This is a genomic window from Paenibacillus sp. NPDC056722 (genome assembly GCF_042790635.1).
GTDB lineage: Bacteria > Bacillota > Bacilli > Paenibacillales > Paenibacillaceae > Paenibacillus_AQ > Paenibacillus_AQ agri.
The window spans coordinates 145,807-172,262 of record NZ_JBHTYV010000004.1; the positions used below are offsets into that span (position 1 = coordinate 145,807).

A 26,456-nucleotide genomic window follows, 5' to 3' on the forward strand; every position below is an offset into this window, starting at 1 on the left:
GTTCTTGTAACTACTTTCGTCAGATTCTTGTTTGCAAGCTGTTTACAGAAAAGCCCAAAGAGGACCACAACAGGTCACTTGCTCCTAACCTGTCGCAGCCCCCAAACCCGCGCCCAACGCGGACTTTCGGCTCTTACTCTTCCCCTGTCGCCACCGGATTCTCGTCATAAGAAATCCAATCACTCCAGCTACCTGCATACATTTTCGCATAGAATATACCTTAACACAGAGGATTTCAATTTATTTTATCTACTGTATCCCTTGGTTAGCATAAACATTTTGTAGGAAATCTGTGATTTCATCCATGTAGCCCTTCTTGGTAATATCCCTTGGCGCAAATAAGCTGATCAACAACGTACGTAGCGGCGAGTCGGCTGTCTTGATAGGAAGCATGGAGTGCTCTGTATCGGGCAACACTTTGACGCGCAATAATTCGTACGGTCGTACACTTTCCAGATATACCTTCTCCGTTTCCTTCACATCTATATTAACATCATGATCACCAAGCATAAGCAGTACTGGGGAGTTAAAATTTGCAATATCTTCTGTTGCATCCGCTGTATAGTTCTGACTAACAAACGTCCAGCGTTCTCTGGACATGGCATCTTTCTTACCTACAAAGCTCACGTATTCATTATATGAGACGCCTGATTTTAGGAGTTCTTTGACTTTGTTATCTACTTTCACCTGCTGCTCTATCTCATCTGAGGATCGTCCTTCCTTTGCCATTTGACTGCGTGTATTGTATTCACCCTGCCTCAACCAGTTGATTGCAGGAGATACAAGAATGCTGAAAGCAAGTGACTCTTTATCTGCCAGTTTGGGGACAACCCATCCTGCCTGACTTGCTCCCCATATGCCAATACGAGATGTATCGATTATTGGTTGCTGTCTTGCCCAGACCAAAGCCTGCTGTGCTTCTTGCACTCGATCATCAATACTCTGATCTAGCCAGTTGCCTTCTGAACCTCCGATGCCTCGCTTGTCCAATGAGAGTGATGCATAGCCAAGTGAGGCAAGACGCTCCCAAAGCGGTTTATATCCATCATTATGGGTAGCATCAATTGGACCATCTCCGTGAATGAACAACACTAGACCAACCTTGTCTTCATATGTCTTAGGTAGCGTGAGAATACCCGTCAACTTACCTTGTGGTGACTCGATTACCACCGTTTTTTCATCCATAGCAAAGGTATTTTGGTGCAAAACATACGCACCTGTACCTCCCAAAAAAAGTAGGATGATTAATAGAATTATTCCCCATTTCTTTTTCATGCTTCTATTAAATTCCTTTTCTAATAATAGTCTTAGCCCTCGTAAATCATGTAACTCCATTTTTTTTCGCCAATCAACCATGCTAAAAGTGTGCTATTCTGAATTTCCAACGTCCTAAATCCCATTCGTTCATATAAGCGTTTGGCTCCTACGTTGCTATTAGAAACATGCAGACTTACAAATTGGTTTCCTGGCTGCAACGCTGCTTCTCCAATCGCCCACTCCAACATGGTTTTGCCCACACCAGATCCCTGGAACCTTTCATGAACAACTAGATCAGAAATGTACACTTCACCACGTCTTGGACGATGATTCAAGCATATTAATCGTACAGAAAATCCAAGCGCATTTCCCAAACCAACTTCTTTAATTCCTTTCCAGAAAGATAACAGCTCTGTGATCGTCATATTTGGATGTTGGTTTCTAACTTGTTCCTGAAATTTTATAGAGAAGCTGCCAATTACAGAAGATTCCTGTACAGCAACAAAACGTTTGCCTTTGCCTGGTTGTTTATCCAACACAAGCATTTTTCCCAATAGCAACTGCAGTTTCATGTCATTTATCTTCGTACCAAACTGAAATTTGCTACGAAATCCTTGTATAAGCAATTGGCTCACTGGAACGCCATACTCCTCTTTCATACACTCAATATGAATGTTCATCGTTTCTTCTCCTGTTTAATAGCTACTTCGGAACTACGATCAACACACGCAAGCAACTCATAATGTATACTTTCCTGAGCAAATAGAGACAGATACGATTTCTCCACAAGAATTTTTGGACCTGTTAGAATAAAGGAAGATTTATCGGCAAAGGTTTGAAATAACTCGAAGTGTCTCTCCAGGTCTGCCTCACTCTGAATGGAGAACATAAAAGACAAATATTCTCCTCCTGGCAAAATGATATTTCCTTCCACACCATTCACTTCCGTACAAATTGTTACTCGAGATTCCTCCTCATACACGTAATGGATATCCGCTTCAAACAACTCTGTCAGCACATTATCCTGTTGGGCGAACATACGTGCATCAAGTTCCGCTTCAAACTCAGTTTCGAACCATGACGATAGAACTAATGCCTCACGTTGAATGATTTTAATAGAAGAAGTATCATGTCCAAAGCGTTTGTGCTCATCCAACACTTTGTGAATAAGGCCATTTAATGCTTGCAATTGGTCCATTTGAGACTCTATTCTAGAGACAGATTGTAGAAGCAAATCCTGCATTTCGTCTGGAGTCCCATCTTCACTCCAAGTTGCAATCGCTTGTACAGACAACCCCAGCTTTCGCAGGAGTAATATATGTGCCAGTCGATAAATCTGGTCAATACCGTACATACGATATTTATTTTCATCTAAGTAGGCAGGATACAATACGCCTTTTTCCTCAAAATAACGAATTTGATGAACAGACACGTTCATCAGTTTTGCTAACTCGCTGATGGTGAGTTCTTTTTTCATCCAGATAACCTCCTTCTAAATAATCATTGTTATATAAAGAAGCATACACCTTAGGTTTGACCTAAGGTCAAGTCAATATTAGTAACTATCGCCTCACATCTTGAAAAGAATTGCTAACGATAACATGTATAATTGTAATTGTAATCAGAAGGTGATATCTCAGAAACTCAATATTTACAGCAGACAACATCTAATCTCAACAAAGCTTTGTTTACTCGTTGTTGACCATCCCGGATACTTGTTGATTTTTAAAAAAGCCATATGAATGCACCAAGGCAATGCATCGCTTCAGCTACCGTTCTTAGAGGACGTTGTATTTATGCTTAGGTAAGCGAGATAAATTGAATATATCGTGTAGTTTAGACATGACTATGCCACGGTAGCACTTCGGGACTTGAAGAAAATGTTTTCAAGAAGCAAGCGTTGACTTTCTGTGGATTTCGACACATCCCTGCAAAACGCGAAAAAGTACATCGCCACTTGAACGATGTACTCTTAATCATATCCTGTATATCTATTTAAGACTCTTACTCGTCCCCTGTCGCAATCGGATTCTCGTCATAAGAAATCCAATCACTCCAGCTTCCCGCATACAACTTCACATTCTCATAACCCGCCTCGCGTAGTGCCAGCACGTTCGGAGTTGCCGAGATGCCGGAGCCGCAATAGACGATGATCTCGTCTTCCTTCGGCAGATTGGCAAATTGCTCGCGAAGCTGCTCCGGCGACTTCCAGAAGCCGTCCCCTTGAAGCGCGTCCTTCCAGAAGTAATTCGCCGCTCCAGGAATATGGCCCGAGATGTGATCGAACGGCGCCTCAAGTCCTGTGTACTGCGCGGCATCACGCGAGTCAACAAGTCTCGCGCCGCCTTGCCCTTGGTCACCAGCCACTTCGCGTACCTCTTCTACGCCAACGAGCCAATCGGCTTGTGGTGCCGGCACGAATTCGCGCGGCTCTGTGACGATTACCTGCTCCGCTGAAACAGCTTCACCCGCGTCAGTCCAAGCAGAATAACCGCCATTCAGTATCTGCACTTGCTCCGCACCCAAGTAGCGGAGCACCCACCACAGCCTTGAAGCGGCCGGTCCATTACCATCTTCATAGGCGACAACAGCTGTATCACGCTCGATACCAAGCGACCCGAACAATGTAGCAAGACGCTCTGGCGAAGGGAGCGGACTGCGTCCTCCATGCTTTTCGGCTGGATCGGTCAGATCAGCCTTGAAGTCGATAAATAATGCTCCAGGAATATGTCCCTTAACGTAAGCCTCACGACCATACGACGACTCCTTCGGATCAAATCGCACATCCAGCAGCACAATCCGCTCTCCATTTTCCAGTCTAGCTTTCAATTGCTCCACGCTTACTATGTTAGATGACATAATTTCGTACGCTCCTCTGCATTGATTTCTCAAATGGTAAATTCAAGACTGTCCGAAGACTTCACTTCATGAATAGCCGCATAGATATCGTTCTGAATTTTCAGTAGCTCAATGTCGTCTCTCTTACGCGGACGATGCTTCGGCACTTGAAAGATCTGATTGATCCGCCCCGGTCGCGGGGATAGCAGTACCACCCTGTCCCCCAGAAACACTGCCTCAGAAACGTCATGGGTGACGAACACGACTGTCTTCTTTTCCGTTTCCCAGATGTTCAACAGATCGTCCTGCAGCTGGAGTCTCGTCAGATGGTCGACCGCGCCAAAGGGCTCATCCATCAGCAGTACCTCAGGATTGTTCACCAGTGCCCGGGCAATACCTGCCCTCTGTTTCATACCACCTGATAGATGATGGGGATACTTGTGCTCAAACCCCGACAGCCCAACCAGATCGAGATACCGCTGGACTGCCTCTCTACGCTCACTCTTGGCAACCCCTCGGAATTCAAGCCCCAGCTCGACGTTCTTATATACCGTTCTCCACGGATACAGTGATGGATCTTGAAAAACAACACCACGTTCAATCCCCGGTCCCTTAAGCTTCTTCCCCCCGAACCATACCTCTCCCGAAGTAGGCAGCTGGAGTCCGGCCAGAATTTCAAGAAGCGTGCTCTTACCGCAACCGCTTGGACCAAGAATACTGAGAAACTCCCCGTCTTCGATCGTTAGATTAATATCCGAGAGCGTCTCCGTCGGAGTCGCCCCCCCGTATACCTTAGATACGCCACGGATTGAGAATCCCTCCATACGATCACCTCGCTCCATTTATTTTTTCGGAATAAATCTTAGATCCAACAAATTCTTAATATCATAAATTTTATCCTGAAAGCCAAGCTCGACTTGGATCTCCTGAGTATCCTGCAGCGCCTGCAAATCTACGTCCGGGTTGTTCTCCCAGAGCACGTCCTCGCGTGCGAACGCCTTATCAGCTACAGCCGCATCTACCTTCACATTTTCGAGGAAATATTTCTTGTACTCATCCAGATGGCTCTTCGCATATTCCTGGGACTTAAAGTATCCACTCAGCAGCTTCTCTACGAGATCGGGATGTTCTTTGATAAAATTGTCACGTGAGACTAGCACGCCAGTATGGAAGGTCGGCAGATAATCCCAGCCTCTGGCGAGGATCTTGCCCTTTCCTTCACTCTCTGCAAGAGAAGCGAATGGCTCATGAATGATAGTCGCATCCACTTGTCCTGAAGTCAGGCTCGCATATGCCGCATCATTTACGCCGTTGGCCAGATACGTAACGTCGTTCTTGCTTAAGCCGTGTTTTTTTAGAATCGTTTGGGTGTATACGTCAAGACCGCTGCCGAGTGCTGCTGCCCCGACCTTCTTGCCCTTCAAATCCTCGATGCTCTCAATTCCCGGCTTTGCAACCAGATAGAACGGTCCCTTTGTACGGAACATCGACGAAACGATCTTGAGCGGTGCTCCCTTGCCAGCAGCCACAATAACGTTCGTCGTCGCACTGTCGGCGATATCAACATCATTACTTGTTAGAGCCTCAATCGGGTTCTGCGTAGAGATCAGTTCAACATCCAGCCCTTCATCCTTGAAAAATCCCTTCTTGATTCCGAACCGTACGGCTAAGCCGCTCACTCCGTTAAAAGGTGCGTATTTAATCTTCTGAAGTCCGGCTGAAGTGTTATCCGACGCTGAATTTGTCGATGTTGGTTCACTCGAAGCTTCAGAAGCAGCCCCTTGTGAGGCATTGCTGCTGCCGCAGCCTGCGACAACGAGTGCAAGCGTAAGCGTCAAAATTCCGGTTCCTATCCATTTTCTCTTTAACATGGTTTCTTTATCCTCCTATAATTAAGGCTTCTTTATGAAGATTTCCATTTAAGCACAATCCGCTTTTCCAGCAGATCGATTACAGCAATAATAAGCACGGAGATCACCGTCACGATCGTTATAATCGCAAAGGCCTTCGCCGTATCATACAGAGACGTCGCTTGCACCAGCAGATTGCCGAGTCCGTCCTTCGATGCCACCATCTCACCGAACAATGCACCGACAAGCCCCGTTGCCGCCGATACCCGCAGGGAAACGAAGATGGTTGGTGCTGCTGACGGAAGAATGACCTTCATAATCGTCTGCAGCTTGGAAGCCTCGAACACTCTGGCAACCTTGAGATGAGCTTCTGCTGTCTGCTTGATCCCAGTAATGGTATTGAACGCAATCGTGAAAAAGCAGAAGAGAAATACAATTGCGATTTTGTGCGACAACCCAATACCGAGCCAAAGCATTAGCAGCGGAATAATCGTTACCTTCGGGATGGCAAGAAGCGCCGAGAGGAACGGCCGGAAAAACACTTCCGCGTGCGGGATAAGTACGAGAAGCAGTCCCGTTGCGACTCCAGCGAACGCACTAAGCAGATAGCCCGCAGCGAATTCCTTAAGCGTAATAGCTAAATGATGAAAGATTTCACCATTCGAAAACAGTTTGTAGATCTCTTCGATCACTTGTGTTGGTTTCGACAGATACAAACTGCCGACAATTCCCGCCCGTACGAGGTATTCAATAATGCCCAGACAAGCGATCAAGAGCACGATTTGTCCAATTAAAATACGCCATCTATAGCGATTCCTATGATTCTGGTTGCTCATATCATTCTCTCCTTCTTCCAGCCCGCCGCCTTGCAGTAGCTTCTTCCGTTACTCGCTTGCACCTTCCAGCGCTGCCTTTCGGGAAAAGCGGTTCTCCGGGCGGGAAAGGCCGAAGTGTCCTTGGAACGTATCACCTTCATATTCCGTACGGAAAAGTCCGCGGTCCTGAAGAATCGGTATAACTAAATCAATGAAGAGATCTATTCCACCCGGCATATATGGAGGGCAAATATTGAAACCGTCGGCCGCTTTTTGAAGAAACCATTCTTCCATCTGATCCGCGATTTCCTCTGGATCACCGACAATAAGCAGATGACCTCTTGATGTAGCGGCGAAGTAGTGGAACAATTCACGCACAGTGATGTCCTCATGGCCTTCCGCTCGCTGTGCCAATTCGACAAGCCACTTAGTTTCGTCGCCTGAGAGGGTCGATAATGATAAATCCGGCAACGGTCCATCCAACGGAGAAGGGGATAAATCGATGCCAATTCTTGCCGACAGAGGTGCTAAATCGTAGTTCGTCACGAGCAGACTATTAAGCTCCCGGTACTTGGCATGCGCTTCTTCCTTGGTATGTCCAACGAGAGGAACAAGGCCCGGGAGAATGAATACCTCATCGGGATTTCTGCCATACTTTACGGCCTTTGATTTGACCTCAGCATAGAACTGCTTGGACACCTCAAACAGAATTTGTCCCGAGAAGACAGCACTTGAGAGCTTGGCGCCAAGATCGCGGCTGCGCTCCGATGTTCCAGCGTTCAGGAGTGGAATTTGTCCTTGCGGGGGCCGGGCCACGTTCAATGGACCAGCGACGGAGAAGTGTTCCCCTACGTGATTGATTCGGTGCACCTTGCTTCCGTCTACGAACACACCACTTTCCTTGTTACGGACAAACGCGTCATCTTCCCATGAATCCCACAGCTCCTGCACAATTCCCACGAATTCTTCCGCATAATCGTAACGCTTGGAGTTGTCCCAGTGCTTCTCACGGCTATAATTCTGCGCCGCACGCCCATCTGCGCCAGTGACAACATTCCATGCCAGCCGACCACCGCTTAGGTAATCAAGCGACGCTGTCAGGCGTGCAATCGTATAAGGCTCCGAGTAAGTCGTGTTTGCCGTGACGATAAGACCGATTTTTTCTGTTACCGCCGCGATGCTGGCAATCATCGTGAACGGCTCGAGACGAACCATCTGTGAAGGAAAAGTATGCTGCATATCCGGGCTTGTCGCCAGAGCATCCCCTAGAAAGAAGAAGTCGAACTTCGCTTCCTCCAGTCGCTGTGCGACCCGATGCAAGAACTTGGGATCGAACGCTCCATCCGTTACCGCTTCCGGCAGCCGCCAGCCTGCTGGATGGTAGCCCGTTGAGAACAGAAACAAGCCGAGATGGAGTTGTCGCTTGGTTTGAGTCATGATGTTCATCCTCCTGAATTTATTTTTTCTATATGAATAGTATGTTTTAGATCGAAAAGAGGCCAATACTGCGGGAGATACGGTCGAGCTCTGCAAGTTCCTCCAGCGTCAGCTTCTCTTCGACATGCTGCAATGCGTCCCGAATCTGTTCCGGCTTCGACGCTCCAAGAATAGCAGAGGTTACATAAGAATGACTTAGCACCCAGGAGAGTGCGAATTGAGCCAGCGTCCATCCTCTTCCCTCCGCCAGCGGTGCAATCTTGTCCACTAGCTCATATGATGGATTGGATTCGAGCAGCAGCTCCAGCCTTTTCTCGCCCAGCGCGAGCCTGGAGTCAGTTGGAGGTGCTTCACCTTGGCGATACTTGCCGCTTAGAATCCCCCTGCCCAGCGGGCTGTAACTAATAATGCCAACGTTCTCGGATTGAACGAAGGGTACGAGCTCCCGTTCAATTCCTCTTGTTATAAGACTATACTCCGGTTGGACACTCTCGAACCGATGCAAATTATGAAGCGCGCTAACTCCGTGCGCCTTCGCCAATTGCCAAGCCGCATAGTTGGAGCAGCCCAGATAGCGGATCTTGCCCTGCTTAACCAGATCGTCAAGTGCCCGGAGCGTCTCTTCGATCGGTGTCTCGGGATCAAACGAGTGCACCTGATAAAGATCAATATGGTCAGTCTGCAGCCGGCGCAGGCTGTTCTCCAGCGCTCGATAAATGTGGTACCGGCTCTGTCCGCCATCATTAACACCCGGTCCCACAGGAGCAGTGAACTTCGTGGCAAGCAGAATGTCATCGCGGCGACCGCGCAAGAGGCGGCCCAGAATGGCTTCGGATTCGCCAAGTCTTGAATAGTCGAGCGTATCCATCCCGCTTCCGTACACATCCGCAGTGTCAATCAGGTTAATCCCTGCTCCCAGAGCCGTATCTAGTACCGCTCCAGATGCTTCCTCATCAATCCATCTCCCGAACGCCATTGTTCCCAGGCTGACTTCGGATACCTTCACACCCGTTCTGCCTAATTTTCTATACAGCATTTTATTATTCTCTCTCCTTTGGATACAACAAAAAGAACAGACATCGAGCGCGCTTCACAATTTCAGCGTCTCTCCGTCTGTTCGGTCGAGTTGTCGTATGTAAATTAATGGTAGTCCCTAATCAAATTTGCAGTAAATTCGCAGAAGCTGTATGACCAAGAGAGATTGCTAGTTCATAAGGCGTTTCACCACTAGCGTTCTTCTCTGTCTTATCGGCTCCATAGCTGAGGAATTTCTCAATAAGCGGCACGTTATCAAAATAAGCCGCGACATGCAAAACATTGAAGCCTTTTCTCAGTTCGCCTTCACACTTGGCATGAATGTCTGCTCCAGCCTCTATCAGCAAGTCCACGAGATGCCCGTATCCACCGAATATGGTGGCGTGAATTGCCATATTGTTAAGACTGCCATCACGACTGCGAGCATGAATGTCAACACCGTGACTAAGCAATAGCTCAACTGTCTCGGTATTTCCAAAGTGTGCGGCCAGAGAGAGTAGCGGAAATCCGTCGTGACTGTAGCTGTTCAGCAGCTCCGGGGAACGATCTAGCAGCTCTTTTACCCGTGAGCTATACCCAACGGCTGCGGCTTCGAATACGTTCAGCTTGCCCGCTCCGTTCTGAAGCAGCAGCTCTTTAATGTCATTTGCCCTCATGAACGTAGCCAGCAGAACAGGAGTTTCCCCCTTTTTATTACTAGCGTTCACTAGACTTGCATCCTTGTGAATCAGTTCAGCAACCTTGTCGATGTCTCGAAGCTTAACCGCTTCGAACATCTCATTGCGCAGTCGCTGCAGGTTGTCAGCCTGTTCCCTTGCCCGCACCAACAGGTCATGGGAAGCGCGCACTCCCATATTCACAAAGTGGGCGACCGCTCGCGATCGATTGGATTCGAGCCCCGACTCGACAAGCAGATCTACGGCCTTGATGGCCTCTTCGTCTAGTCTGATGGAGAGCACTGCGGTACTTTTCTTCTTTGGCATGATTCTCCTTATCGATTACATGTAATTTAAATTACAAAATTACTATAACATGAAGCTTAAAATTTGAATAGCCTTAAATTCATATTATTTTACTTTGATTTATTCGAGTGAAATGAGCAGCAACAAATTTGCTACTCTCTCGTATATATTTTCATCAAGATTGATTTAATTACGTCCAAAAAATATGCTACTGCAAAGCGGTGAACAATATTTTTATAAGGAGGCGCAATAATGATATATTTTGAGACAGCGAGATTGCTATTTCGTGACTGGGAAGAAGCAGACTTAGAACCATTTAGCCGACTAAATGCGGATGAAGAGGTTATGACCTTTTTTCCTAAAACCTTATCCTTCAAAGAAACAACTGCGTTCTATCAATCCATAATCTCCGAGTTTACAGAGTGTGGATTTGGGTTGTACGCTGTAGAAGTAAAGGAACAGAAAGAGTTTATTGGTTTTATAGGATTTCATAAGGCAACCTTTGAGGCGGATTTTACACCTTGCGTAGAAATTGGATGGCGGCTGAAAAAAGAGGCATGGGGAAAAGGATACGCGACTGAAGGAGCCGCAGCCTGCTTACAATATGGATTTAACACATTGGGTTTTAGCGACATTTATAGTTTTACTGCCGACGTGAATACTCCTTCAAAGAATGTAATGCAAAAAATCGGCATGAATTTTAGCTCAACCTTCAATCATCCGAAAGTTGAGCTAGACAGTCCTTTAAACAAACATGTTCTATTTCATATTAATGCTGCTGAAGCGCGATGAAGGGATATCCAGTATTGCTTTCGTTCACTAGACCATCGACTTCATTATGTAATCTCGCACGAACGCCAAAGGTTTGATGGTATTCTCCAGCGTGCTTGTAAATACAATTACCGTTTGCAGACTTGGGATGACAATAATAAATTGCCCGCTTCTTCCCATCGCAAAAATCATTCTGTTGTTCATAGAAAAATCTTGCTGATCAGAGTCTACCTTTGCTCCCCACCAATGAGAAGCGTAATGGCCAATATAATCATAAGTCAAAAAGCGGGGCTCCGTTGACTCCTTAACCCACTCTGCAGATACAATCTGCTTTCCCTTCCACATTCCTTCCTGCAAATACAACTGACCAATCTTGCCCAGATCATACGGGAGCAGCCGAAGACCATCTGAGCCATAACTGATGCCTTTTGCATCCTCAAACCAGAGTAATCCTCAATTCCTAACGGCCCCAATAAATATCGCTCAGCAAAAGCAGATGTTTTCATGCCCGTAGCTTTCGTAATAATCGCAGACAGGACATGAGAACATCCTGAGTTATAATTCATTCGACTGCCCGGTTCATCCACCAGCGGCCTGTCTAATACAAACTTTACGATATCGTGGACAAACATAGACGGCATGTAATTCCATTCCCCAAATTCCGGCCAGTCCAAGCCGACGCTCATCTGCAGCAGGTGCTCAATAGTGATATCTTTCTTGCGAGTGTCTACCTGTTTATCCAAGATTTTCGGAAAATAATTCTCCAACGTCATATGAAGCGAAGGTATGAATCCTTTCTCGATCGCGATCCCGATTAGAATGGAGATGATACTTTATCGAGTTTGTCCAGATACTCCTGATCCATGTTATGCTTCTCTGGACTTGATATCGGCCAAGTGTTTTTCTTTTGCACCGAAGTAGATCCTCTCATCACTTTTATTAGCCTTTTCCCATACGAGTGTTGTTCCAGACCTTCCAGGTCTGAGCTCCTTGCACAAAGACAAAATGAACATTATATCCGTTGATGATGATTGCCAGTTCACTATGTCCACCCCCCTATTTATTTTTTAAAATATTTCGATCCTATCACCTGTTCCGCTTTCCAATGAAGCTCCCATATATTGCAGGTCTGGTTCCCCAGTATGACACTTGTCGTCTCGGTCTCTGGATAGTAGGCCAACATTGCGGCTACTCCCGCATTAGAACCGTCCTTGTACATGCGCATAAGCTTTCCTGCTTGATCATAAACAAAATGAAAACCATAGCCGTTGATGATGCTTCCCCATTCATATCTCCGTACGTGCTCCGTTTGCGGCTTCATGATTTCTTCTGTCATCTCAGCAGATAACAACTGCCCATTTACCAATGCTCGCATGAAGAGATCCAGATCACCTACGGTCGTAAAGGCTCCCCCGTCAGAGGTACCTATTGGAGGAAATGAATAGATATTCTTTTTCCATGTAATTTCGTTATTCTTGTTAAAAATCGCAGCATAGCCTTCGGCCACCGCACTGTCGCCCTCATCTTTAGAGGAAAAAGATGTATTCTTCATGCCGCAAACCCGAAAAATGTACTGCTCAACAAAGTCCCGATAGCTCGTATTGGTTACTTTTTCGATGGCAAGACCTAGCAGGACGTACGCACAGTTGTTATAGCTGATGTCCGTTCCCGCTTTGAACTTTGGCTCTTTGTACGCGAACTGCGGGATGAAATCCCCGCACTCTCTTATCGCATAGTTAGGCTTCTCTATGAAGAGCTCTTCGTAGCTCTCCCCCAGTTCCTCGTCTGCGTCGTCAGCAATGCCAGAAGTGTGGGTAAGCAAATGCCTGATCGTAACATCTGTTGGAATTTTAGTACCCGTTAAATCGATGATATCCGTAATTCGCTCATTAAGCCCCAGCCTCCCCTGCTCCACAAGCTGTAGAATGGCCACTGCCGTGAACAGCTTCGTAACAGACGCCGTATCGAACATCGTGCTGATTGTATTCGGAATTTTGAAGCCTCTATGTGCAAAACCATACGCACGTGCGAACAAGGTGTGTCCCCTACCTTTAATCAAAGCAGCCCCTGCAAAATGATGCTCCTTAGCATACACGTTAAATAACGCATCCAAATGTTGTTCCATAGTATATCCCCCTCATAACATCCATTACTTAATTTTACTAATCAGTGCACTATATGTATTGGTAAAAAATACTTATATCCGTTCTTGATCAATCTTCGCTTAACTCCCCACAACGCAAAAAACACCGGCCGCTCTGCCACCAGGCAGAACGAACCGGCTTTTAATTTGACTGAGTGCGCGAAGCGCCAGCTGTCATTAGAATGCAGGGACAACCGCTACACCGTACTTGTCTTCAATAAACTTCTTCACTTCAGGCGAGGTTAGAGCCGCATCGAGTTTTTTGATATCATCGCGGTTTTCATCGCCACTGCGTACAACGATCACGTTGGCATAGGGAGAATCGGCGTCTTCACGGAAAAGTGCTGACGCCGGATCCAGGCCCGACTCCAGAACAATATTTGTGTTAATCAACGCGCCGTCCAAATCCTTCAGCGCTCGCGGAAGTGTAGGAACATCAGCCTCAACAAACTTCAAGTTTTTCGGATTTTCTACAATATCCTTTGGAGTAGCCTCATATGTAGTAAGTCCGTCTTTCAGCTTAATCAGACCTTTTTGCTGAAGCAATACCAGCGTTCGGTATTCGTTGGAAGGGTTGTTCGGGATACCAATTTGTGCACCGTCTTTCAGTTCATCGATAGATTTGATCTTCTCCGAGTAGAATCCGATCGGCTCCACATGAACCTTTGTTGTCACAGCAAAGTCATAGCCTTGCTCGCCCTTCACGGAATCAAGGTACGGTACATGCTGGAAGAAGTTCGCATCAATCTGCTTTTCCTTCAGCGCCGGGTTAAGCTGCCCTTCATCATCAAAGACAACGACATCCAGATCAATACCTTCCTCCGCCAGCTTTGGCTTAATGAAGTTCAGGATCTCAGCATGCGGTACAGCAGCCGATCCAATCTTGAGCACTGTCTTCTTAGCTGGTTCTTCCGCTTTGGCCGGGGTGTTAGCTTTGCTCTCCTTAGTGCCGCCATTGTTTGAGCCAGAACCGCAAGCGGTCAAAGCCAGCGTGAACAAGAGAATAAGTGCAGATGTCACTACATACGATTTTTTCATTTTCATTATAAATCCCTGCTTTCGTTTAAAGTATAGGTCCATTTCATGAAAACTGTTCTCTAGTCCATTTTGAAACGCTTGCGTTCAATCCGCTTGGCCGTATAATCCCCGGTCCACTGGATACTCTGCACAAGTAAGATAATAATGAGGACGGTGGCGAATAAGATGTCCTCCCGGAACCGCTGGTACCCAAAGCGAATGGCCAGACTTCCCAGTCCCCCTGCCCCGATCGCTCCGGCGACAGCTGTAAACTCTGTAATAGCAATGACAGCGATGGTCAGCCCGCGTATGAGTGCAGGCAGCGCTTCAGGAATAAGTACCCGAAAAATGATCGTAAATGGCGAGGCACCAATCGCTTTGGCTGCTTCAATCTTGCCTGTATCAACCTCCTTGAGAGAATTCTCAATAATTCGTGCCAGGAATGGCGCTGCAGCGATGGACAACGAGACAATAGCCGCAGTCGGTCCAAGCGATGTACCAACAATAAGTCTGGATAACGGAAGCAGTAAAACAATCAGTATGATGAATGGCAACGATCGTACTGTATTAATGAAGGTTCCGATGACTTTATGTACCGCTGGAGCCGGCAAAATTCCTCCTCTTTCCGTCACAACTACACTAATGCCCAAGGCAAGCCCCAATAATATCGCAAAGATCGAAGACCAGAACACCATATATAACGTTTGTCCCAGACCCTCCAATAGCAACTCATACAGATCGTCCTTCATATGCCTGCCCCTACCCCCTCCACGGCGAATCGCCTGCTCTGATACTGATGGATAATGTTTATAAAGCGCTGGGCCGTCTGACTCTCCGGATTGAAGAAGAGCTTATCGACCGTACCTGTCTCGACGATCCTCCCTTTCTCGATAACCGCCATCTGATTGCAGATATGCTGCAGCACATCCAGCTCATGTGTGATGAGCAAGATCGTCAACCCCAATTGTCGGTTAATGTCCTTCAGCAGTTCCAATATGGAATAGGTTGTCTCCGGATCAAGCGCCGAAGTCGCTTCATCACTCAGCAGCACAGTAGGGTCATTAGCAAGCGCGCGGGCAATTCCGACACGCTGCTTCTGTCCGCCGCTAAGCTGTGACGGATAACTATTCTCCTTATCAGACAGCTGAACCAGATCCAAAATTTCTCTTACCCTTGTGCGAATATGCGCCTTGTCATATCCCCCCACCTCTAGCGGGAAGGCCACATTCTGGTAGACTGTTTTGGCATCTAGAAGGTTGAACTGTTGAAAGATCATCCCGATCTTCTGCCTTGCCTTACGAAGCGCCGCACCCTTCAGTGCTGTGATCTCCTCGTCGCCGATCAAGATGCGACCCGTGTCGGGTTCTTCAAGCCGGTTCAGACAGCGAATCAGCGTAGATTTACCAGCGCCGCTAAATCCGATAATTCCGAAAATATCCCCTTTTCTAACATTCAACTGAATATTGTCTAGCACCTGGATAGAGCCTTGCACCGTGTTATAACTCTTGCTAAGTCCCTCAACGGTAATCAATGCTTCAACCTCCCTCTCGCTTAATCTTGGCTGTCACTCAACAATACATATGGTATGGACCTACACTGCATTAGTTCTTAGACGAAGCCAATCGATCATTTACGAACAATGATAACTATTCCTAGTGTTTTGGTGTGTTTATTTCCAAAGTATAGGATCACATCTTCCAAACGTCAATAGTTTTAAAATAAAATTCTATGTAAAGTTTAAATTGACACGAGATCCATAAAGCGCTAAATTAAATCCAACTATTCTTATTGAATTATTTTATACTCGAGTACGGAGGATGAATAAGATGACCGATAAACGACAAATCAAGCTTTCTGCCTACCTGGTCGGTACGGGGATGCATACAGCCTCCTGGAGATTGCCGCAAGCACAAGCAAACTCCAGTATTGATATCGACTACTATAAGAAACTGGCTCAGACCGCAGAGCGCGGCAAATTTGACATCGCGTTTTTGGCGGACAGTCTGGCCATCAACGAAGTCTCTCATCCTAATATATTGAATCGTTTTGAACCGATCACACTTATTGCAGCTTTGGCTGGGGCCACCTCTAAAATCGGGCTTGTCGCCACCGCCTCCACGTCTTACATCGAGCCGTTTAATCTGGCGCGCCTGTTGATGTCGGTTGATCATATCAGCAAGGGACGTGCAGGTTGGAACATTGTCACTACCCGGGATTTGTCCGGCAATACTGCCCGGAATTTTAGTGCAGAAGAACATCTGGAGCACAGCCATCGATATAAGCGGGCATCGGAATTTCTGGAAGTAGTTCAAGGCTTGTGGGATTCCTGGGAGGATGATGCTTTTGCATACGACAAAGAGAAGGGCGAGTTTTTTGACACGGCCAAGCTTCATCGTCTGAATCACAAAGGGGAGTTCTTTTCAGTAGAGGGGCCGCTTAATATTGCCCGGTCACCGCAAGGCCATCCGGTGCTCGTTCAGGCCGGAACTTCTGATGCAGGACAGAGCTTCTCTCTTCAGCTGGCTGAAGTTATTTTCTCCATCAAACATCATCTTGAAGATGCACAGGAATTCTACCGCTCTTATAAGAGCCAATTGGCGCAGAATGGGCGGGATCCTGAGAAGGTATTCATTTTACAAGGGATCTCACCTATTATTGGGAAAACGAAAGAAGAAGCCGAGCAGAAACGGCGGCAGCTTGAATCACTCATCACGGAAGAGGCTGGCCTTCGCTTCTTGTCCGATTATTTTCCGAATATAGACTTTAGCGGCTACACTCTGGCTGCAAAAGCTCATGAGCTTGGACTACATACGGTTCAGCTATCCAAGTCCGATTTCAAAAAACATCAGCCGATCATCGCCCGTGATAATCCGACGCTGCGGGAGCTGTATTCCTTACTCACTGGAGCATTCAGCAGTAACGATCTGGTCGGTACGCCAGAGAAAATCGCGGATACGCTGGAACAATGGTTCCAGGAAGAAGCCGCTGACGGCTTTATGCTAATGGCCCCGTCTTTACCGGACGGACTAGAGGATTTTGTTAACCTGGTCGTTCCGATTCTGCAAGCAAGAGGACTGGTTCGTACCGAATATGAGGGTAATACTTTGCGTGAGCATCTGGGCCTGTCCATTCCCGCTAGCCGCAATGACGAATCATCCTATGAAGTAATTGGTACTCAGACTCGTTCTTAAAAAAGTTTGTACTAATTCATTTAATTAATACTTGATCAAATTATGAAAAATAAAACAACGGCAGTCCTGGTCGAGAAAAAAGCCTAGACTGCTGCTTTTTTTTAAAAAATACATGTCCCGTTAGAATTGCAAATGAACTACAACTATTTTTCCCAAAGCTCAATTAGGTTGGTTCTCCAAAATACTCCTCCAAAACCTTTTATCATTGGATCTAGCTTCTGTCTGTTATGAATTTATAGGGATCTATTACACTAGAGATTCGTGATTTAAGTGTACGTTCCTTTTTTAATATCCATCTCCCATTACTTTAATAAATCCTTGCAATTTGGAGGGAAGTCATTGGGATTCGGCCCTTTCACATGTTCAAACTTCTTAAGCTTAACCCCGAAAGGTGAGATCTGATATGTAAAAAGATCCTCACCGACAGGGATATGGGGACCCACCGTAGGTGTTGCATCAAGAGTAATTAGAAAATCAAACCCGCGAAATCCATTAACTCTTTCAGTATGCTTAACATCAACAAAATAAGGGTATAAAACAGGCGGAACCGTTAATACATTCGAATAGACCTCTGAAAGCTTTTCGTCCATATGCGGCAACAACTGCAGGACCAGCATATCTTGCAGCTGCAGTTCTCTTGAGTCCTCTTGCGGCTGTTTCCCCACCGCGTAACAATATGAAGTCTGCGTTATTCCCATCGAAATAGCGAGTATCATTATATGAATGAATCGCACCTTATCCCCCCTTAGTTTACTTGTATAAAGCATTCGATTTTTCACTAAGTTACCCAAATCGAAAATGGGTTATCCGTTTCGAAGCTTTTTTTCGCCTGTTCATATTCAGTTCATATTAGAGTCATGAAGAGTACATATTCGTTGGTTAGACTTGTTGCAATGGCTTCTATACAAGCAGCTGAATATACAGATCAGGACAGGAGAAGATGACCGTGGCACAGACAGAGGTAGTGAAAACGAAGAATAGATCAAGAGCAAAAAAAATAGGGAGAATCACACTTATAGTAATAGGTGGGATTATTGCAGCCGTCGTACTTTTTCTAGCGATCACTTTTATTGCAGATAAAATTGGCAGTAAAACAGATGAAAAGAAAATAGAAGCTTATGGCCAGCTAGTACCTGTAGACGGAAAAAAAATGAGTGTATACATTGAGGGGACAGGCAAAGAAACCATTGTGCTGCTTCCCGGCTATGGAACTGCAGGACCAGCTCTTGATTTCAAACCGCTGATTGCTGAACTCTCCCCATACTATAAAGTAGTCGCCGTAGAGCCTTTCGGTTATGGATTGAGTGACCAGACGGATAAGGAACGCACTACAGATAATATTGTGAGTGAAATTCATGAAGCCTTGCAGCAGCTCGGCATTGATCGCTTCATTCTCATGGGGCACTCTATCACAGGCATTTACGGATTGGACTATGTGAACAAATATCCTGGCGAGGTCACTGCCTTCGCCGGAATTGATACCAGTGTACCTACACAAGGCGGAATGGACGCTAAATTACCAATACAAGAATTTAGACTTCTTAATAAGTCTGGTCTGCTCAGATTAATATTGAAGGTGGGCAGCGATCCTTATGCCTCTTTAGGCTATGATGAACATACTAGAGAACAATTAAAACTGCTTTCGAACAGGAACAGCAACGAAGACACGACCTTGAATGAATTGAAGAATCTTTATAAGAATTTCGTGGATGCCCGCAAGTTAAGCTTCCCACCAGATTTGCCTCTGATCCTCTTTATCCAATCTAATAATACAGGTGTGAAAGACTGGACGGCTCTGCATGAAGAGCAAATTAAAGATTCCGTGCACGGTAAGGTGATCAAACTGGATGGAGATCATTATCTGCATCATACCCAGTCCAAAGTGATTGCTGAAGATTTCAGAAAGTTCATGGATGAAGTAAAATAAGGGGCGTTTATCCTCTTTAAAAGATTTTTAACAACGGGCCACTAGAATTAATCTAGGGCTCGTTGTTTTGTTATTCGTCAGTTTCCCTTCTCTGCACCGGAAAAATGTATTTTACCCCTGTCACGCAGCACAAGATACAAGATCATGCCTACGCTAACTATAATCATGCCGAAGCTGGTCCACTGCCCTGCTGTCCAATCAAACATGTACCTTGGTGAATCTCCCCGCAGCCATTCCAGGTTAAACCGCCCGAACGAATACAGAATATTGTAGGCCAGGAACAATACGCCCGTCGGCCATTTTCTATTCTTCAGCAGAATCAGAAGGACGAATACAATCAAATCCCATTGCCCTTCCCATATTTCTGCCGGCCAAAGTGGCTGTGAACCATAAGCATCATACGCCATCGAACCCGGAGGGTAAACAAGACCAAAGCCCGATCCAGTCGGTGAACCATACGCATCTCCGTTAAGGAAGCAAGCGATTCTGCCGAGTGACTGTCCTAAAATAATAGCCGGGGCGAGAATATCTGCAAATTCCCAGAAGGATAGCCGATGCTTTTTCGTATAATAGATGATAGCAAGAAAACCGCCGACTAGTGCGCCTTGAATAGCAATGCCGCCCTGCCAAATGTACAAAATCTCCATTACATGCTGCGAATAATACCCCCATTGGAAAAAGAACACATGCCAAATGCGTGCAGTCACAATCGCACCCACAGCCACATAGGGCACTATATTAAAGATATGCTCACGGTATATGGTCCCTTTGGCCAAATAATGTGCCATCCCCAGTGCCAATAAAACTGCCAAAGCCACAATGACACCATAAGAATGAACTTCGTAATTTCCGATCGTAAATAAGACAACTCTCATTAGATTGCCCTCCCGTTAATTAAACTACAATATGTAGTACAATTGATTAAAAAAAGGGGATTTAGGCATCCCCGCTCAACATGAGCAATAGCAGTATTGATATCGAAGCAAGCAATGGTCTAAGCAACGCTATCTTGACCTTTACCGTCTGATCCGGCTCCAAAACCTGCATCATACGATAATTCATAGCGGATGCTGCAAAATGTACGGCTACAGCAGGCTGAATCTTCCCCCATTTGGATAGCTTCAGCAGAACTTTTGCCAGATGCAGCTCGGTTCCCATCCGGGTCATGACAAAACGGTCGGCGAGCAGCTCAGTCAAAGTCTCGTAATAGCGAAAGATCGGCTTCATGATCGGCCAATAGCCGAAAGCCTCCGTCAGCAGGGTCACCAGAAATAGCTTCACATTATCGCGGTTGCGGCAATGATGCCACTCATGCAGTAGAATGGCCTTCACTTCTTTGTCACTGAACCGTTCGAGGACATAGGTAGAGATGATTATTTTCGGTTTAAAAAGACCCAGCGCAAGCGCTACGAAGGCTTCGTCCTGCACAACCAAAATTTCTGTTTCCAGGCTGCGGTATTTGTAATTTAGCGTCTTAGTTAATTTATCGTGCTTCATGGAGCCGAACCGCTTGTTCCATTTTCGCGATAAATACGCTTGCGCAGTGATCCGCCAAATCGCCCGGACAAGCGTATAGCCAACAATCACATCAAATACCCAGTACAGCATGATGCAGGCTTTAAGCCCACTCTCTCCCACTTGTCTGGTAATGAAGATCCCCATCTGCACGCTAAACACTGCTATAAAGACCACCATTAATGTAAAGATCCATCTTAATTTCACACGAGAGCTCATTCTTTTTTTCCTCGTTTGAGCTCACCCAATTTGCGTTCCAGCTTGGCGATGGTCTCAGGATCTACCTCGTCCAGTGCATCAATCATGTGGCTTACGACAAGACTGCCGTATTCTTTGATTAACCCATGCGATACAGCTTTCGTCTGTTCGGACAGAAACTGTTCTCTCGATTGTACGGTACTGTATTGCGCCGCTTGAGTTCTGCCGGTTCCTACTAGTATTTTCTTCAGATGTCCTTTACTCTCCAAACGGTTCATCACTGTCATCACCGCGTTTACCGATATGGGGCTTTCCTGATTCAGGATCGACTGTACTTCCTTGATCTTGAGGCCCTCGGAGGACCAAAGAATGTCCATAATTTTAGCCTCGAGCGGCCCAAAAAACCGATTCAGCCCCTCCCCGCCCACATTCATTTTCTTAATCTTCATGATCATCACGCTCCATCATACTACGGATTGTAGTATAATAACCTTCCGCTGTCAATCTGTGTGTAGTTAATCATTATATGGCTAGATAGTAGCGGGTATAAAGATTAACTATATCGAAAATGTACCCATACCAATTGGCATGACTAATTTAAAATGAGGTAATCGCATCAACGATTTGCTCGTACACTTACATGAAGGAGGCCTTGTGATGAAAATAGAAGTTACCCTGACGGATCAAGACGAAGCTTACATTATCAAAAATTTATATCCTCTCTACTTATATGACTTATCGGGACATTATGGTCTGAATGAGGGGCATACCCCTAATATACATGGGATCTTTGAAGATGGGCTGGAGTTCAGAACATTAATGGATCAATACGATGTCCAGAACATCTGGTGGGAAAAACCGGGATGCCTGTATCCTTTTTTAATGAAAGTCGATAATATCCCCACTGGATTTGCGCTTATTGCTACTCCTCCTCACTGTTCTGAAGGAACGGACTATTTTGTGAACGATTTCTTCCTGTTGCAACCCTTCCGAGGAAACGGTATTGCCGAGCATGCCGCAGTTCAAGTGTTTGACCATTTCAAAGGTCAGTGGGAGCTTTTTACCAATCCGTCTGAGCGGAACATAGTTGGACACAAATTTTGGAGAAGAACGGTTTCGAATTATACCCTAGGGAATTATGTGGAAAAGCATGGGAGTACTTGGGATGGACATAAATTAATCTTCAGATTCAATAATCATCCATCAAGCTAAGAATGACATTGTTAGTTTAAGAATCACTCATTATAAAAGCGCTTACATTTACTGTACACTGATGTTGCATGAACGTTTTACAGTTTTTCCCATTCCTTAAATCAAGGAGGTGGTAATTACAAGATTATCGTTGTAGGGTCGGTTACCAAGCAGGCTTAGAGTAGGTATTCGAATCTGCAGATCGGGAATGTATTACCAATACATGTAACGAGGAGGTAACACTTATGAGGAAAAAATTTTTGCGTCTGCTTTTGACAGGAACCATGCTGTTGTCCGTTTTGCCTGCGTTCAGCCCCTCTTCCTCCGCAACGGCTGCCGACATCAAATCTGGGAATCCTATTTTCACTAGTATTTTCACCGCTGATCCCTCTGCCCATGTCTGGGCTGACGGACGAATTTATGTGTATGCGTCACATGATATTTTCCCTTCCAGGGGCAGCGACTTAATGGATAAATATCACGTCTTCTCATCAGACAACATGGTGGATTGGGTGGATGAAGGAGAGATTTTGCGTTCTGATGATGTGCCATGGGGACGTCCGGAGGGCGGTTTTATGTGGGCACCTGATGCGGCTTACAAAGACGGAACTTACTACTTCTACTTCCCTCATCCCAGTGACACGAATTGGAACAATTCCTGGAAAATCGGTGTAGCAACCAGTGATAAACCGGCCGCAGATTTTACCGTCCAAGGCTATATTCAGGGACTTCCCGGCAGCAATCTGATCGATCCTGCGGTGTTCCGTGATGACGATGGCAGTTACTACCTTTATGCCGGGGGCGGTGGGACAAGCTATGGCGTCAAGCTGGGAGCCGATATGGTATCGATCGACGGCCCGGTCAAGCAATTTACTGAGCTGCAAGACTTCCATGAGGCTTCATGGGTCTTCAAACGGAACGGTATCTATTACTTAATGTACTCCGACAACAATCCCGGTGCCAACAAGATGCGGTATGCTACCAGCAGCAGTCCGCTTGGACCATGGATCAATCGCGGCGTGATGCTGGACCCGGTTACCAGCAGTGAAACAACGCATGGTTCTATCGTGGAGTACAAAGGGAATTGGTATCTGTTCTACCATAACTCCAAAATCTCCTCAAACGGCACGCTCCGTTCTGTCTGTGTAGATCAGTTATTCTTCAACCCAGATGGAACGATTCAAAAGGTCATTCAGACGACCGATGGAGTCTCCGCCGTCGGCCCTCGTTCCAACGCTACGGAGATAAAGTATTATGACTTGATCAACGAAAATTTTGATCAATACACTCAGAAGAGCGAATATCCGGTAACCAGCAGCAACGTATCCATCGGAGGCGGGGCTGTTCTATCCGGTAACAGTGTTGAAAATATGCATATCAGCGGTTCCTACCTCCAGTTGTCTGGCATCAATGGGGGAACGAACGGCGGCAAGGCATTGCTTACCGTGCTTTATGCTTCCGGCGATAGTGGCGCTGCCTTCAAGGTAGACAGCAGTGGTGATACGGCTGGAGATGGTTACTTCCTCTCCCTTCCGGGTACAGGAGGCTGGGGTAATTACACCGGCCGGACTAACCGGCTGATCGATCTGCAACCAGGTACGAACAACGTGATTAAGCTGAGCGGTGGGATGGGCGGCGCTAACGTCTCGCGTGTGATCGTGTCACGGATCCCTTAAATTTCTTAAGTTAGAGCTAAAGAAGCCGCATCAGATGTTATTTCGGGGACTGCGACAGGTTGCTGATGGAGAGCCTTTTGCAGTCCCTTGTGCTTTAACAGTTGAAATTCAATTACTTCAAGGCGAAGAATACCGTGAACTCGTTATAGCTATATACAACATTCACCTCTGCAAATCCGGCAGCACGCAGCCAATTAAGTTGATCTTCTACGGTAGCGTTGATGTCTTGCTTTCTGCGTAAGATGGAAGCTTCAATAGCTTGTTCTGCTAATCCTGACTTGCGCACGTCCTCTTCCCACTGTTCTTTATACCGATTGTCGAAGTAAGAGGATGAACCCGCTGCCTGATCTGCATTAATGAAGATACCGCCACTCGCGAGGTGATTGAATATCTTTTGAAAAAGAGTGCTTTTATCAGGGTGAGTTAAATGGTGAATGGATAAGGAAGAGAGAATAATATCATATTGCTCCGTGAAAGGATAATTACAGTAATCGGCTGCTATGTACTGAACATTCGGATCATTTCCGAATCTTTGACGAGCCACCTTAAGCATCTCTTCGCTTATATCCACCAAGGTAAACTTAGCGTTCGGGTAGCGCTGTTTCGCAAATGAAGAGAATAGTCCCGTTCCTGCTCCCAGATCCAGTATTCGTGGCGTGTCTATCTCCGTGTTCATCCAAGAAACAGCTGCACCATAGAAATCATCAAAGCAGGGAATCAATTGACGCCGCTGCAGATCATAACTTTGAGCTACCGCATCGAATTGTGATTTAAGCAAATCGTTCATATAATCTCCAACCCTTCTCTTAAATAATGATGACAATTTCATTCTATAGACACGAGGTTAATCATGGAAATATATAAGATCTATATCCTTAATAGGAATTATATATAGGGCAATCACACAAAATACACCGCCACAGCCTCTCAGCTAAATGACGGTGCATTAATCTTTCCGTGGATTACAAGTTATAGTTGGATGCTACTGTTTCCAAGTACTGCTCGATCGGAACAGACTTTCTGAAGGCTACCAGATCTTCGGTGGACTTACCGACAAGTGTGCGGAACTGGTTGCTTTCGCCTGTCGCCAGCTTGGCAATTGCATTTACGATTTCTTGCGGATCATCGGCTGGACTTTCGGCTGAACGCTCAAAACTTTGTTTTACTTTAGCGATAATGTCATCATAGGCTCGAATGTCTTCACTCTTGCTCCACACGATGTTGTTCAAGAAATTGTTACCTGCCGAGCCACCTTGTTCGATCAAGTGTAGATCAATATTGAGCGGCTTCAATTCGTAGTAAAGTCCTTCTGTCAGCCCTTCCAGAGCAAACTTGGACATGTTGTACAGCGATCCGATGGGCACTGCCGTGGTCACACCCATGAGCGAACTGATATTAATGAACTTGCCGCTCCCATGTTCCCGAAAATACGGCAGGAATCCGCGTATGACATTGATCGGCCCTCTAACATTCACGGCGAATTGCCAGTCTATGGTCTCTTCATCTGCAAGCTCCAGTGCACCGTAAGCCCCCATTCCGGCGTTATTGACAACTACATCAATTTTGCCAAAAGCTTCGGTTGCCTCCTGAACTGCGCTACGCACTTGCTCCACATCTGTTACATCCAGCTTGAATATTTTAATGTTGCTGTAAGTCGTCAGCTCAGTCTCTTTCTCTGGGGAACGCATCGTTGCCGCCACATTCCAGCCCAGTTTCGCGAAATGAATCGCTGTTAATTTTCCCAAACCACTGCTTGTTCCGGTGATAAAAATGGTCTTTGACATCTGAATCTCTCCCTCGATGGTTTGATATTAAAAATTAGAATGAACGTTCACTCTAGATATTATGCGCTTCTCTGTTTCTTGTCAAGCGGGGGGACCTTGGATATTATGCCCAAGAAATAGCGATTGAATCACTCCAATCTGTAGTGAGCATTCATTCTAATTATTCTGAAAAACTGCCGTAATCTACGGCAAGAAAGCCTTCACTGTACTTACAGAGTTCCAGCTCGAAGAAACCGCCATTTCCAACACTTCAGACGTAAGCTTCAGGTTGCCTTGCAAGTGCCCTTTTACCAGAAATACAAACGTCCCCCAGTGCATCTGAACCATCAACCGCGCATCGCTCTGCTTGAAGATTTGTTGCTCCATAGCGTCGGCATACATCACAGCCAATGGGCCGCACCAGTTCTTCTCATAAGCAAACCTCTTAGATTCATCATAAATGTACGACGACAGAGAATACTGCTCCATGAACTGAAACGCCTCGGGATTGTCGACACTAGACTGGACAACCCTCTGCCAAGTTCTTTGGAAACGTTCGAAAAGATCCGCGCTGTCATTGAAGCCTTGAAGCACATATTCCGTCTGGTATTCCACGATACTGGTGTACAGCTCGTTGATAATCTCTTCTTTTCCCGAAAAGCTGTTGTAAATGCTGCCCATCGAAACTCCAGATTCACTGGAGATCAAGGACATGGAGGTCGCCTGTAAATCATGCTTGCTGAGAAGCCTGAGCGTTGTTTCCAGTACAGCTTTTTTAGATTTCTTATATTTTTCAAACATACCGTATATATCCCCCATTGAAATTTAAACAGTCATCATCTTGAACAGAATGATCATTCTAATTTTAAC

General features: G+C 46.0%; 29 protein-coding genes. 5 read left to right on the top strand and 24 right to left on the bottom strand.

The window, feature by feature from the left end; genetic code table 11:
* Window positions 1-249 precede the first annotated feature (249 nt).
* The 10 genes from ACFRAM_RS12065 to ACFRAM_RS12110 all read right to left on the bottom strand — a co-directional run bounded on the left by ACFRAM_RS12065 (window position 250) and on the right by ACFRAM_RS12110 (window position 10,215).
* Complete coding sequence (locus ACFRAM_RS12065) at window positions 250-1,275, bottom strand: alpha/beta hydrolase family protein (RefSeq protein ID WP_379466063.1); 1,026 nt, start codon at window positions 1,273-1,275, stop codon at window positions 250-252.
* Between the two features lie 32 nt (window positions 1,276-1,307).
* Entirely contained in the window at window positions 1,308-1,937 is a 630-nt protein-coding gene (locus ACFRAM_RS12070) for a GNAT family N-acetyltransferase (RefSeq protein ID WP_066369952.1), read from the bottom strand.
* Complete coding sequence (locus tag ACFRAM_RS12075) at window positions 1,934-2,734, bottom strand: helix-turn-helix domain-containing protein (RefSeq protein WP_066369956.1); 801 nt, start codon at window positions 2,732-2,734, stop codon at window positions 1,934-1,936. Before ACFRAM_RS12075 ends, ACFRAM_RS12070 begins: the two co-directional genes overlap by 4 nt.
* Window positions 2,735-3,261: 527 nt before the next feature.
* Window positions 3,262-4,116 carry a sulfurtransferase gene (locus ACFRAM_RS12080; RefSeq protein ID WP_379466064.1) on the bottom strand — a complete coding sequence of 285 codons (855 nt, stop codon included), beginning with the start codon at window positions 4,114-4,116 and terminating at the stop codon, window positions 3,262-3,264.
* Window positions 4,117-4,145: 29 nt separating this feature from the next.
* Window positions 4,146-4,919 (bottom strand): ABC transporter ATP-binding protein, encoded by a 774-nt coding sequence (locus tag ACFRAM_RS12085; protein WP_379466065.1) that lies wholly within the window; start codon window positions 4,917-4,919, stop codon window positions 4,146-4,148.
* 18 nt (window positions 4,920-4,937) lie between these two features.
* Window positions 4,938-5,966, bottom strand: a complete 1,029-nt coding sequence (locus ACFRAM_RS12090; RefSeq protein WP_379466066.1) for an ABC transporter substrate-binding protein — start codon at window positions 5,964-5,966, stop codon at window positions 4,938-4,940.
* 32 nt (window positions 5,967-5,998) lie between these two features.
* Window positions 5,999-6,781 carry an ABC transporter permease gene (locus tag ACFRAM_RS12095; RefSeq protein ID WP_379466067.1) on the bottom strand — a complete coding sequence of 261 codons (783 nt, stop codon included), beginning with the start codon at window positions 6,779-6,781 and terminating at the stop codon, window positions 5,999-6,001.
* A gap of 48 nt (window positions 6,782-6,829) precedes the next feature.
* Window positions 6,830-8,197 (bottom strand): LLM class flavin-dependent oxidoreductase, encoded by a 1,368-nt coding sequence (locus ACFRAM_RS12100; protein ID WP_379466068.1) that lies wholly within the window; start codon window positions 8,195-8,197, stop codon window positions 6,830-6,832.
* A gap of 46 nt (window positions 8,198-8,243) precedes the next feature.
* On the bottom strand, window positions 8,244-9,233 hold the full coding sequence (locus ACFRAM_RS12105) for an aldo/keto reductase (protein ID WP_379466069.1): 990 nt from the start codon (window positions 9,231-9,233) through the stop codon (window positions 8,244-8,246).
* Between the two features lie 121 nt (window positions 9,234-9,354).
* On the bottom strand, window positions 9,355-10,215 hold the full coding sequence (locus ACFRAM_RS12110) for an ankyrin repeat domain-containing protein (protein ID WP_066369978.1): 861 nt from the start codon (window positions 10,213-10,215) through the stop codon (window positions 9,355-9,357).
* 231 nt (window positions 10,216-10,446) lie between these two features.
* On the opposite strand from ACFRAM_RS12110, the gene ACFRAM_RS12115 reads away from it, so the two are divergent.
* Window positions 10,447-10,986 (top strand): GNAT family N-acetyltransferase, encoded by a 540-nt coding sequence (locus ACFRAM_RS12115; RefSeq protein ID WP_379466070.1) that lies wholly within the window; start codon window positions 10,447-10,449, stop codon window positions 10,984-10,986.
* Between the two features lie 27 nt (window positions 10,987-11,013).
* Here ACFRAM_RS12115 and ACFRAM_RS12120 read toward each other — a convergent pair whose 3' ends face one another.
* The 7 genes from ACFRAM_RS12120 to ACFRAM_RS12150 all read right to left on the bottom strand — a co-directional run bounded on the left by ACFRAM_RS12120 (window position 11,014) and on the right by ACFRAM_RS12150 (window position 15,656).
* Window positions 11,014-11,310: a serine hydrolase domain-containing protein gene (locus ACFRAM_RS12120; RefSeq protein WP_379466384.1), complete on the bottom strand. Its 297-nt coding sequence runs from the start codon at window positions 11,308-11,310 to the stop codon at window positions 11,014-11,016.
* On the bottom strand, window positions 11,244-11,738 hold the full coding sequence (locus tag ACFRAM_RS12125; protein ID WP_379466071.1) for a serine hydrolase domain-containing protein: 495 nt from the start codon (window positions 11,736-11,738) through the stop codon (window positions 11,244-11,246). Before ACFRAM_RS12125 ends, ACFRAM_RS12120 begins: the two co-directional genes overlap by 67 nt.
* Window positions 11,739-11,831: 93 nt before the next feature.
* Window positions 11,832-12,008 (bottom strand): hypothetical protein, encoded by a 177-nt coding sequence (locus tag ACFRAM_RS12130; RefSeq protein ID WP_379466072.1) that lies wholly within the window; start codon window positions 12,006-12,008, stop codon window positions 11,832-11,834.
* Between the two features lie 17 nt (window positions 12,009-12,025).
* Window positions 12,026-13,090 (bottom strand): serine hydrolase domain-containing protein, encoded by a 1,065-nt coding sequence (locus tag ACFRAM_RS12135; RefSeq protein ID WP_379466073.1) that lies wholly within the window; start codon window positions 13,088-13,090, stop codon window positions 12,026-12,028.
* A 195-nt stretch (window positions 13,091-13,285) separates the two neighbouring features.
* The gene (locus tag ACFRAM_RS12140) at window positions 13,286-14,152 is read right to left on the bottom strand and encodes a MetQ/NlpA family ABC transporter substrate-binding protein (protein WP_175374721.1); all 867 of its coding nucleotides are present in this window, start codon (window positions 14,150-14,152) and stop codon (window positions 13,286-13,288) included.
* A 53-nt stretch (window positions 14,153-14,205) separates the two neighbouring features.
* On the bottom strand, window positions 14,206-14,874 hold the full coding sequence (locus ACFRAM_RS12145) for a methionine ABC transporter permease (protein WP_066370004.1): 669 nt from the start codon (window positions 14,872-14,874) through the stop codon (window positions 14,206-14,208).
* Complete coding sequence (locus ACFRAM_RS12150; protein ID WP_175374720.1) at window positions 14,871-15,656, bottom strand: methionine ABC transporter ATP-binding protein; 786 nt, start codon at window positions 15,654-15,656, stop codon at window positions 14,871-14,873. Before ACFRAM_RS12150 ends, ACFRAM_RS12145 begins: the two co-directional genes overlap by 4 nt.
* Window positions 15,657-15,951: 295 nt before the next feature.
* On the opposite strand from ACFRAM_RS12150, the gene ACFRAM_RS12155 reads away from it, so the two are divergent.
* Window positions 15,952-17,316: an LLM class flavin-dependent oxidoreductase gene (locus tag ACFRAM_RS12155; protein ID WP_379466074.1), complete on the top strand. Its 1,365-nt coding sequence runs from the start codon at window positions 15,952-15,954 to the stop codon at window positions 17,314-17,316.
* 302 nt (window positions 17,317-17,618) lie between these two features.
* Here ACFRAM_RS12155 and ACFRAM_RS12160 read toward each other — a convergent pair whose 3' ends face one another.
* A complete protein-coding gene (locus ACFRAM_RS12160; protein ID WP_379466075.1) occupies window positions 17,619-18,050 on the bottom strand; it encodes a DUF3888 domain-containing protein in 432 nt (143 codons plus the stop codon).
* Between the two features lie 212 nt (window positions 18,051-18,262).
* Here ACFRAM_RS12160 and ACFRAM_RS12165 point away from each other — a divergent pair, with 212 nt between their 5' ends.
* Complete coding sequence (locus ACFRAM_RS12165) at window positions 18,263-19,243, top strand: alpha/beta hydrolase (protein WP_379466076.1); 981 nt, start codon at window positions 18,263-18,265, stop codon at window positions 19,241-19,243.
* 77 nt (window positions 19,244-19,320) lie between these two features.
* Here ACFRAM_RS12165 and lgt read toward each other — a convergent pair whose 3' ends face one another.
* The 3 genes from lgt to ACFRAM_RS12180 all read right to left on the bottom strand — a co-directional run bounded on the left by lgt (window position 19,321) and on the right by ACFRAM_RS12180 (window position 21,405).
* Window positions 19,321-20,118, bottom strand: a complete 798-nt coding sequence (gene lgt / locus ACFRAM_RS12170) for a prolipoprotein diacylglyceryl transferase (RefSeq protein ID WP_379466077.1) — start codon at window positions 20,116-20,118, stop codon at window positions 19,321-19,323.
* A gap of 61 nt (window positions 20,119-20,179) precedes the next feature.
* On the bottom strand, window positions 20,180-20,965 hold the full coding sequence (locus ACFRAM_RS12175; RefSeq protein WP_379466078.1) for a M56 family metallopeptidase: 786 nt from the start codon (window positions 20,963-20,965) through the stop codon (window positions 20,180-20,182).
* Window positions 20,966-20,973: 8 nt separating this feature from the next.
* The gene (locus ACFRAM_RS12180) at window positions 20,974-21,405 is read right to left on the bottom strand and encodes a BlaI/MecI/CopY family transcriptional regulator (protein ID WP_379466079.1); all 432 of its coding nucleotides are present in this window, start codon (window positions 21,403-21,405) and stop codon (window positions 20,974-20,976) included.
* Between the two features lie 208 nt (window positions 21,406-21,613).
* On the opposite strand from ACFRAM_RS12180, the gene ACFRAM_RS12185 reads away from it, so the two are divergent.
* Together ACFRAM_RS12185 and ACFRAM_RS12190 are read left to right on the top strand one after the other, a co-directional pair.
* Window positions 21,614-22,168 (top strand): GNAT family N-acetyltransferase, encoded by a 555-nt coding sequence (locus ACFRAM_RS12185; protein WP_379466080.1) that lies wholly within the window; start codon window positions 21,614-21,616, stop codon window positions 22,166-22,168.
* Between the two features lie 224 nt (window positions 22,169-22,392).
* A complete protein-coding gene (locus tag ACFRAM_RS12190; RefSeq protein ID WP_379466081.1) occupies window positions 22,393-23,823 on the top strand; it encodes a family 43 glycosylhydrolase in 1,431 nt (476 codons plus the stop codon).
* Window positions 23,824-23,935: 112 nt separating this feature from the next.
* Here the strand turns inward: ACFRAM_RS12190 and ACFRAM_RS12195 are convergent, their stop codons facing one another.
* From ACFRAM_RS12195 to ACFRAM_RS12205, 3 genes are all read right to left on the bottom strand, one after another.
* On the bottom strand, window positions 23,936-24,610 hold the full coding sequence (locus ACFRAM_RS12195) for a class I SAM-dependent methyltransferase (RefSeq protein WP_379466082.1): 675 nt from the start codon (window positions 24,608-24,610) through the stop codon (window positions 23,936-23,938).
* Between the two features lie 175 nt (window positions 24,611-24,785).
* Entirely contained in the window at window positions 24,786-25,607 is an 822-nt protein-coding gene (locus tag ACFRAM_RS12200) for an SDR family oxidoreductase (RefSeq protein WP_379466083.1), read from the bottom strand.
* Between the two features lie 183 nt (window positions 25,608-25,790).
* Window positions 25,791-26,387 carry a TetR/AcrR family transcriptional regulator gene (locus ACFRAM_RS12205; protein ID WP_379466084.1) on the bottom strand — a complete coding sequence of 199 codons (597 nt, stop codon included), beginning with the start codon at window positions 26,385-26,387 and terminating at the stop codon, window positions 25,791-25,793.
* Between the last annotated feature and the right edge of the window lie 69 nt (window positions 26,388-26,456).

Bases quoted from the DNA above. Each gene is read 5' to 3' on its own strand.
- ACFRAM_RS12065 (WP_379466063.1), bottom strand. From the start codon at position 1,275: ATGAAAAAGAAATGGGGAATAATTCTATTAATCATCCTACTTTTTTTG.
- ACFRAM_RS12070 (WP_066369952.1), bottom strand. From the start codon at position 1,937: ATGAACATTCATATTGAGTGTATGAAAGAGGAGTATGGCGTTCCAGTG.
- ACFRAM_RS12075 (WP_066369956.1), bottom strand. From the start codon at position 2,734: ATGAAAAAAGAACTCACCATCAGCGAGTTAGCAAAACTGATGAACGTG.
- ACFRAM_RS12080 (WP_379466064.1), bottom strand. From the start codon at position 4,116: ATGTCATCTAACATAGTAAGCGTGGAGCAATTGAAAGCTAGACTGGAA.
- ACFRAM_RS12085 (WP_379466065.1), bottom strand. From the start codon at position 4,919: ATGGAGGGATTCTCAATCCGTGGCGTATCTAAGGTATACGGGGGGGCG.
- ACFRAM_RS12090 (WP_379466066.1), bottom strand. From the start codon at position 5,966: ATGTTAAAGAGAAAATGGATAGGAACCGGAATTTTGACGCTTACGCTT.
- ACFRAM_RS12095 (WP_379466067.1), bottom strand. From the start codon at position 6,781: ATGAGCAACCAGAATCATAGGAATCGCTATAGATGGCGTATTTTAATT.
- ACFRAM_RS12100 (WP_379466068.1), bottom strand. From the start codon at position 8,197: ATGACTCAAACCAAGCGACAACTCCATCTCGGCTTGTTTCTGTTCTCA.
- ACFRAM_RS12105 (WP_379466069.1), bottom strand. From the start codon at position 9,233: ATGCTGTATAGAAAATTAGGCAGAACGGGTGTGAAGGTATCCGAAGTC.
- ACFRAM_RS12110 (WP_066369978.1), bottom strand. From the start codon at position 10,215: ATGCCAAAGAAGAAAAGTACCGCAGTGCTCTCCATCAGACTAGACGAA.
- ACFRAM_RS12115 (WP_379466070.1), top strand. From the start codon at position 10,447: ATGATATATTTTGAGACAGCGAGATTGCTATTTCGTGACTGGGAAGAA.
- ACFRAM_RS12120 (WP_379466384.1), bottom strand. From the start codon at position 11,310: ATGTGGAAGGGAAAGCAGATTGTATCTGCAGAGTGGGTTAAGGAGTCA.
- ACFRAM_RS12125 (WP_379466071.1), bottom strand. From the start codon at position 11,738: ATGACGTTGGAGAATTATTTTCCGAAAATCTTGGATAAACAGGTAGAC.
- ACFRAM_RS12135 (WP_379466073.1), bottom strand. From the start codon at position 13,090: ATGGAACAACATTTGGATGCGTTATTTAACGTGTATGCTAAGGAGCAT.
- ACFRAM_RS12140 (WP_175374721.1), bottom strand. From the start codon at position 14,152: ATGAAAATGAAAAAATCGTATGTAGTGACATCTGCACTTATTCTCTTG.
- ACFRAM_RS12145 (WP_066370004.1), bottom strand. From the start codon at position 14,874: ATGAAGGACGATCTGTATGAGTTGCTATTGGAGGGTCTGGGACAAACG.
- ACFRAM_RS12155 (WP_379466074.1), top strand. From the start codon at position 15,952: ATGACCGATAAACGACAAATCAAGCTTTCTGCCTACCTGGTCGGTACG.
- lgt (WP_379466077.1), bottom strand. From the start codon at position 20,118: ATGAGAGTTGTCTTATTTACGATCGGAAATTACGAAGTTCATTCTTAT.
- ACFRAM_RS12180 (WP_379466079.1), bottom strand. From the start codon at position 21,405: ATGAAGATTAAGAAAATGAATGTGGGCGGGGAGGGGCTGAATCGGTTT.
- ACFRAM_RS12185 (WP_379466080.1), top strand. From the start codon at position 21,614: ATGAAAATAGAAGTTACCCTGACGGATCAAGACGAAGCTTACATTATC.
- ACFRAM_RS12190 (WP_379466081.1), top strand. From the start codon at position 22,393: ATGAGGAAAAAATTTTTGCGTCTGCTTTTGACAGGAACCATGCTGTTG.
- ACFRAM_RS12195 (WP_379466082.1), bottom strand. From the start codon at position 24,610: ATGAACGATTTGCTTAAATCACAATTCGATGCGGTAGCTCAAAGTTAT.
- ACFRAM_RS12200 (WP_379466083.1), bottom strand. From the start codon at position 25,607: ATGTCAAAGACCATTTTTATCACCGGAACAAGCAGTGGTTTGGGAAAA.
- ACFRAM_RS12205 (WP_379466084.1), bottom strand. From the start codon at position 26,387: ATGTTTGAAAAATATAAGAAATCTAAAAAAGCTGTACTGGAAACAACG.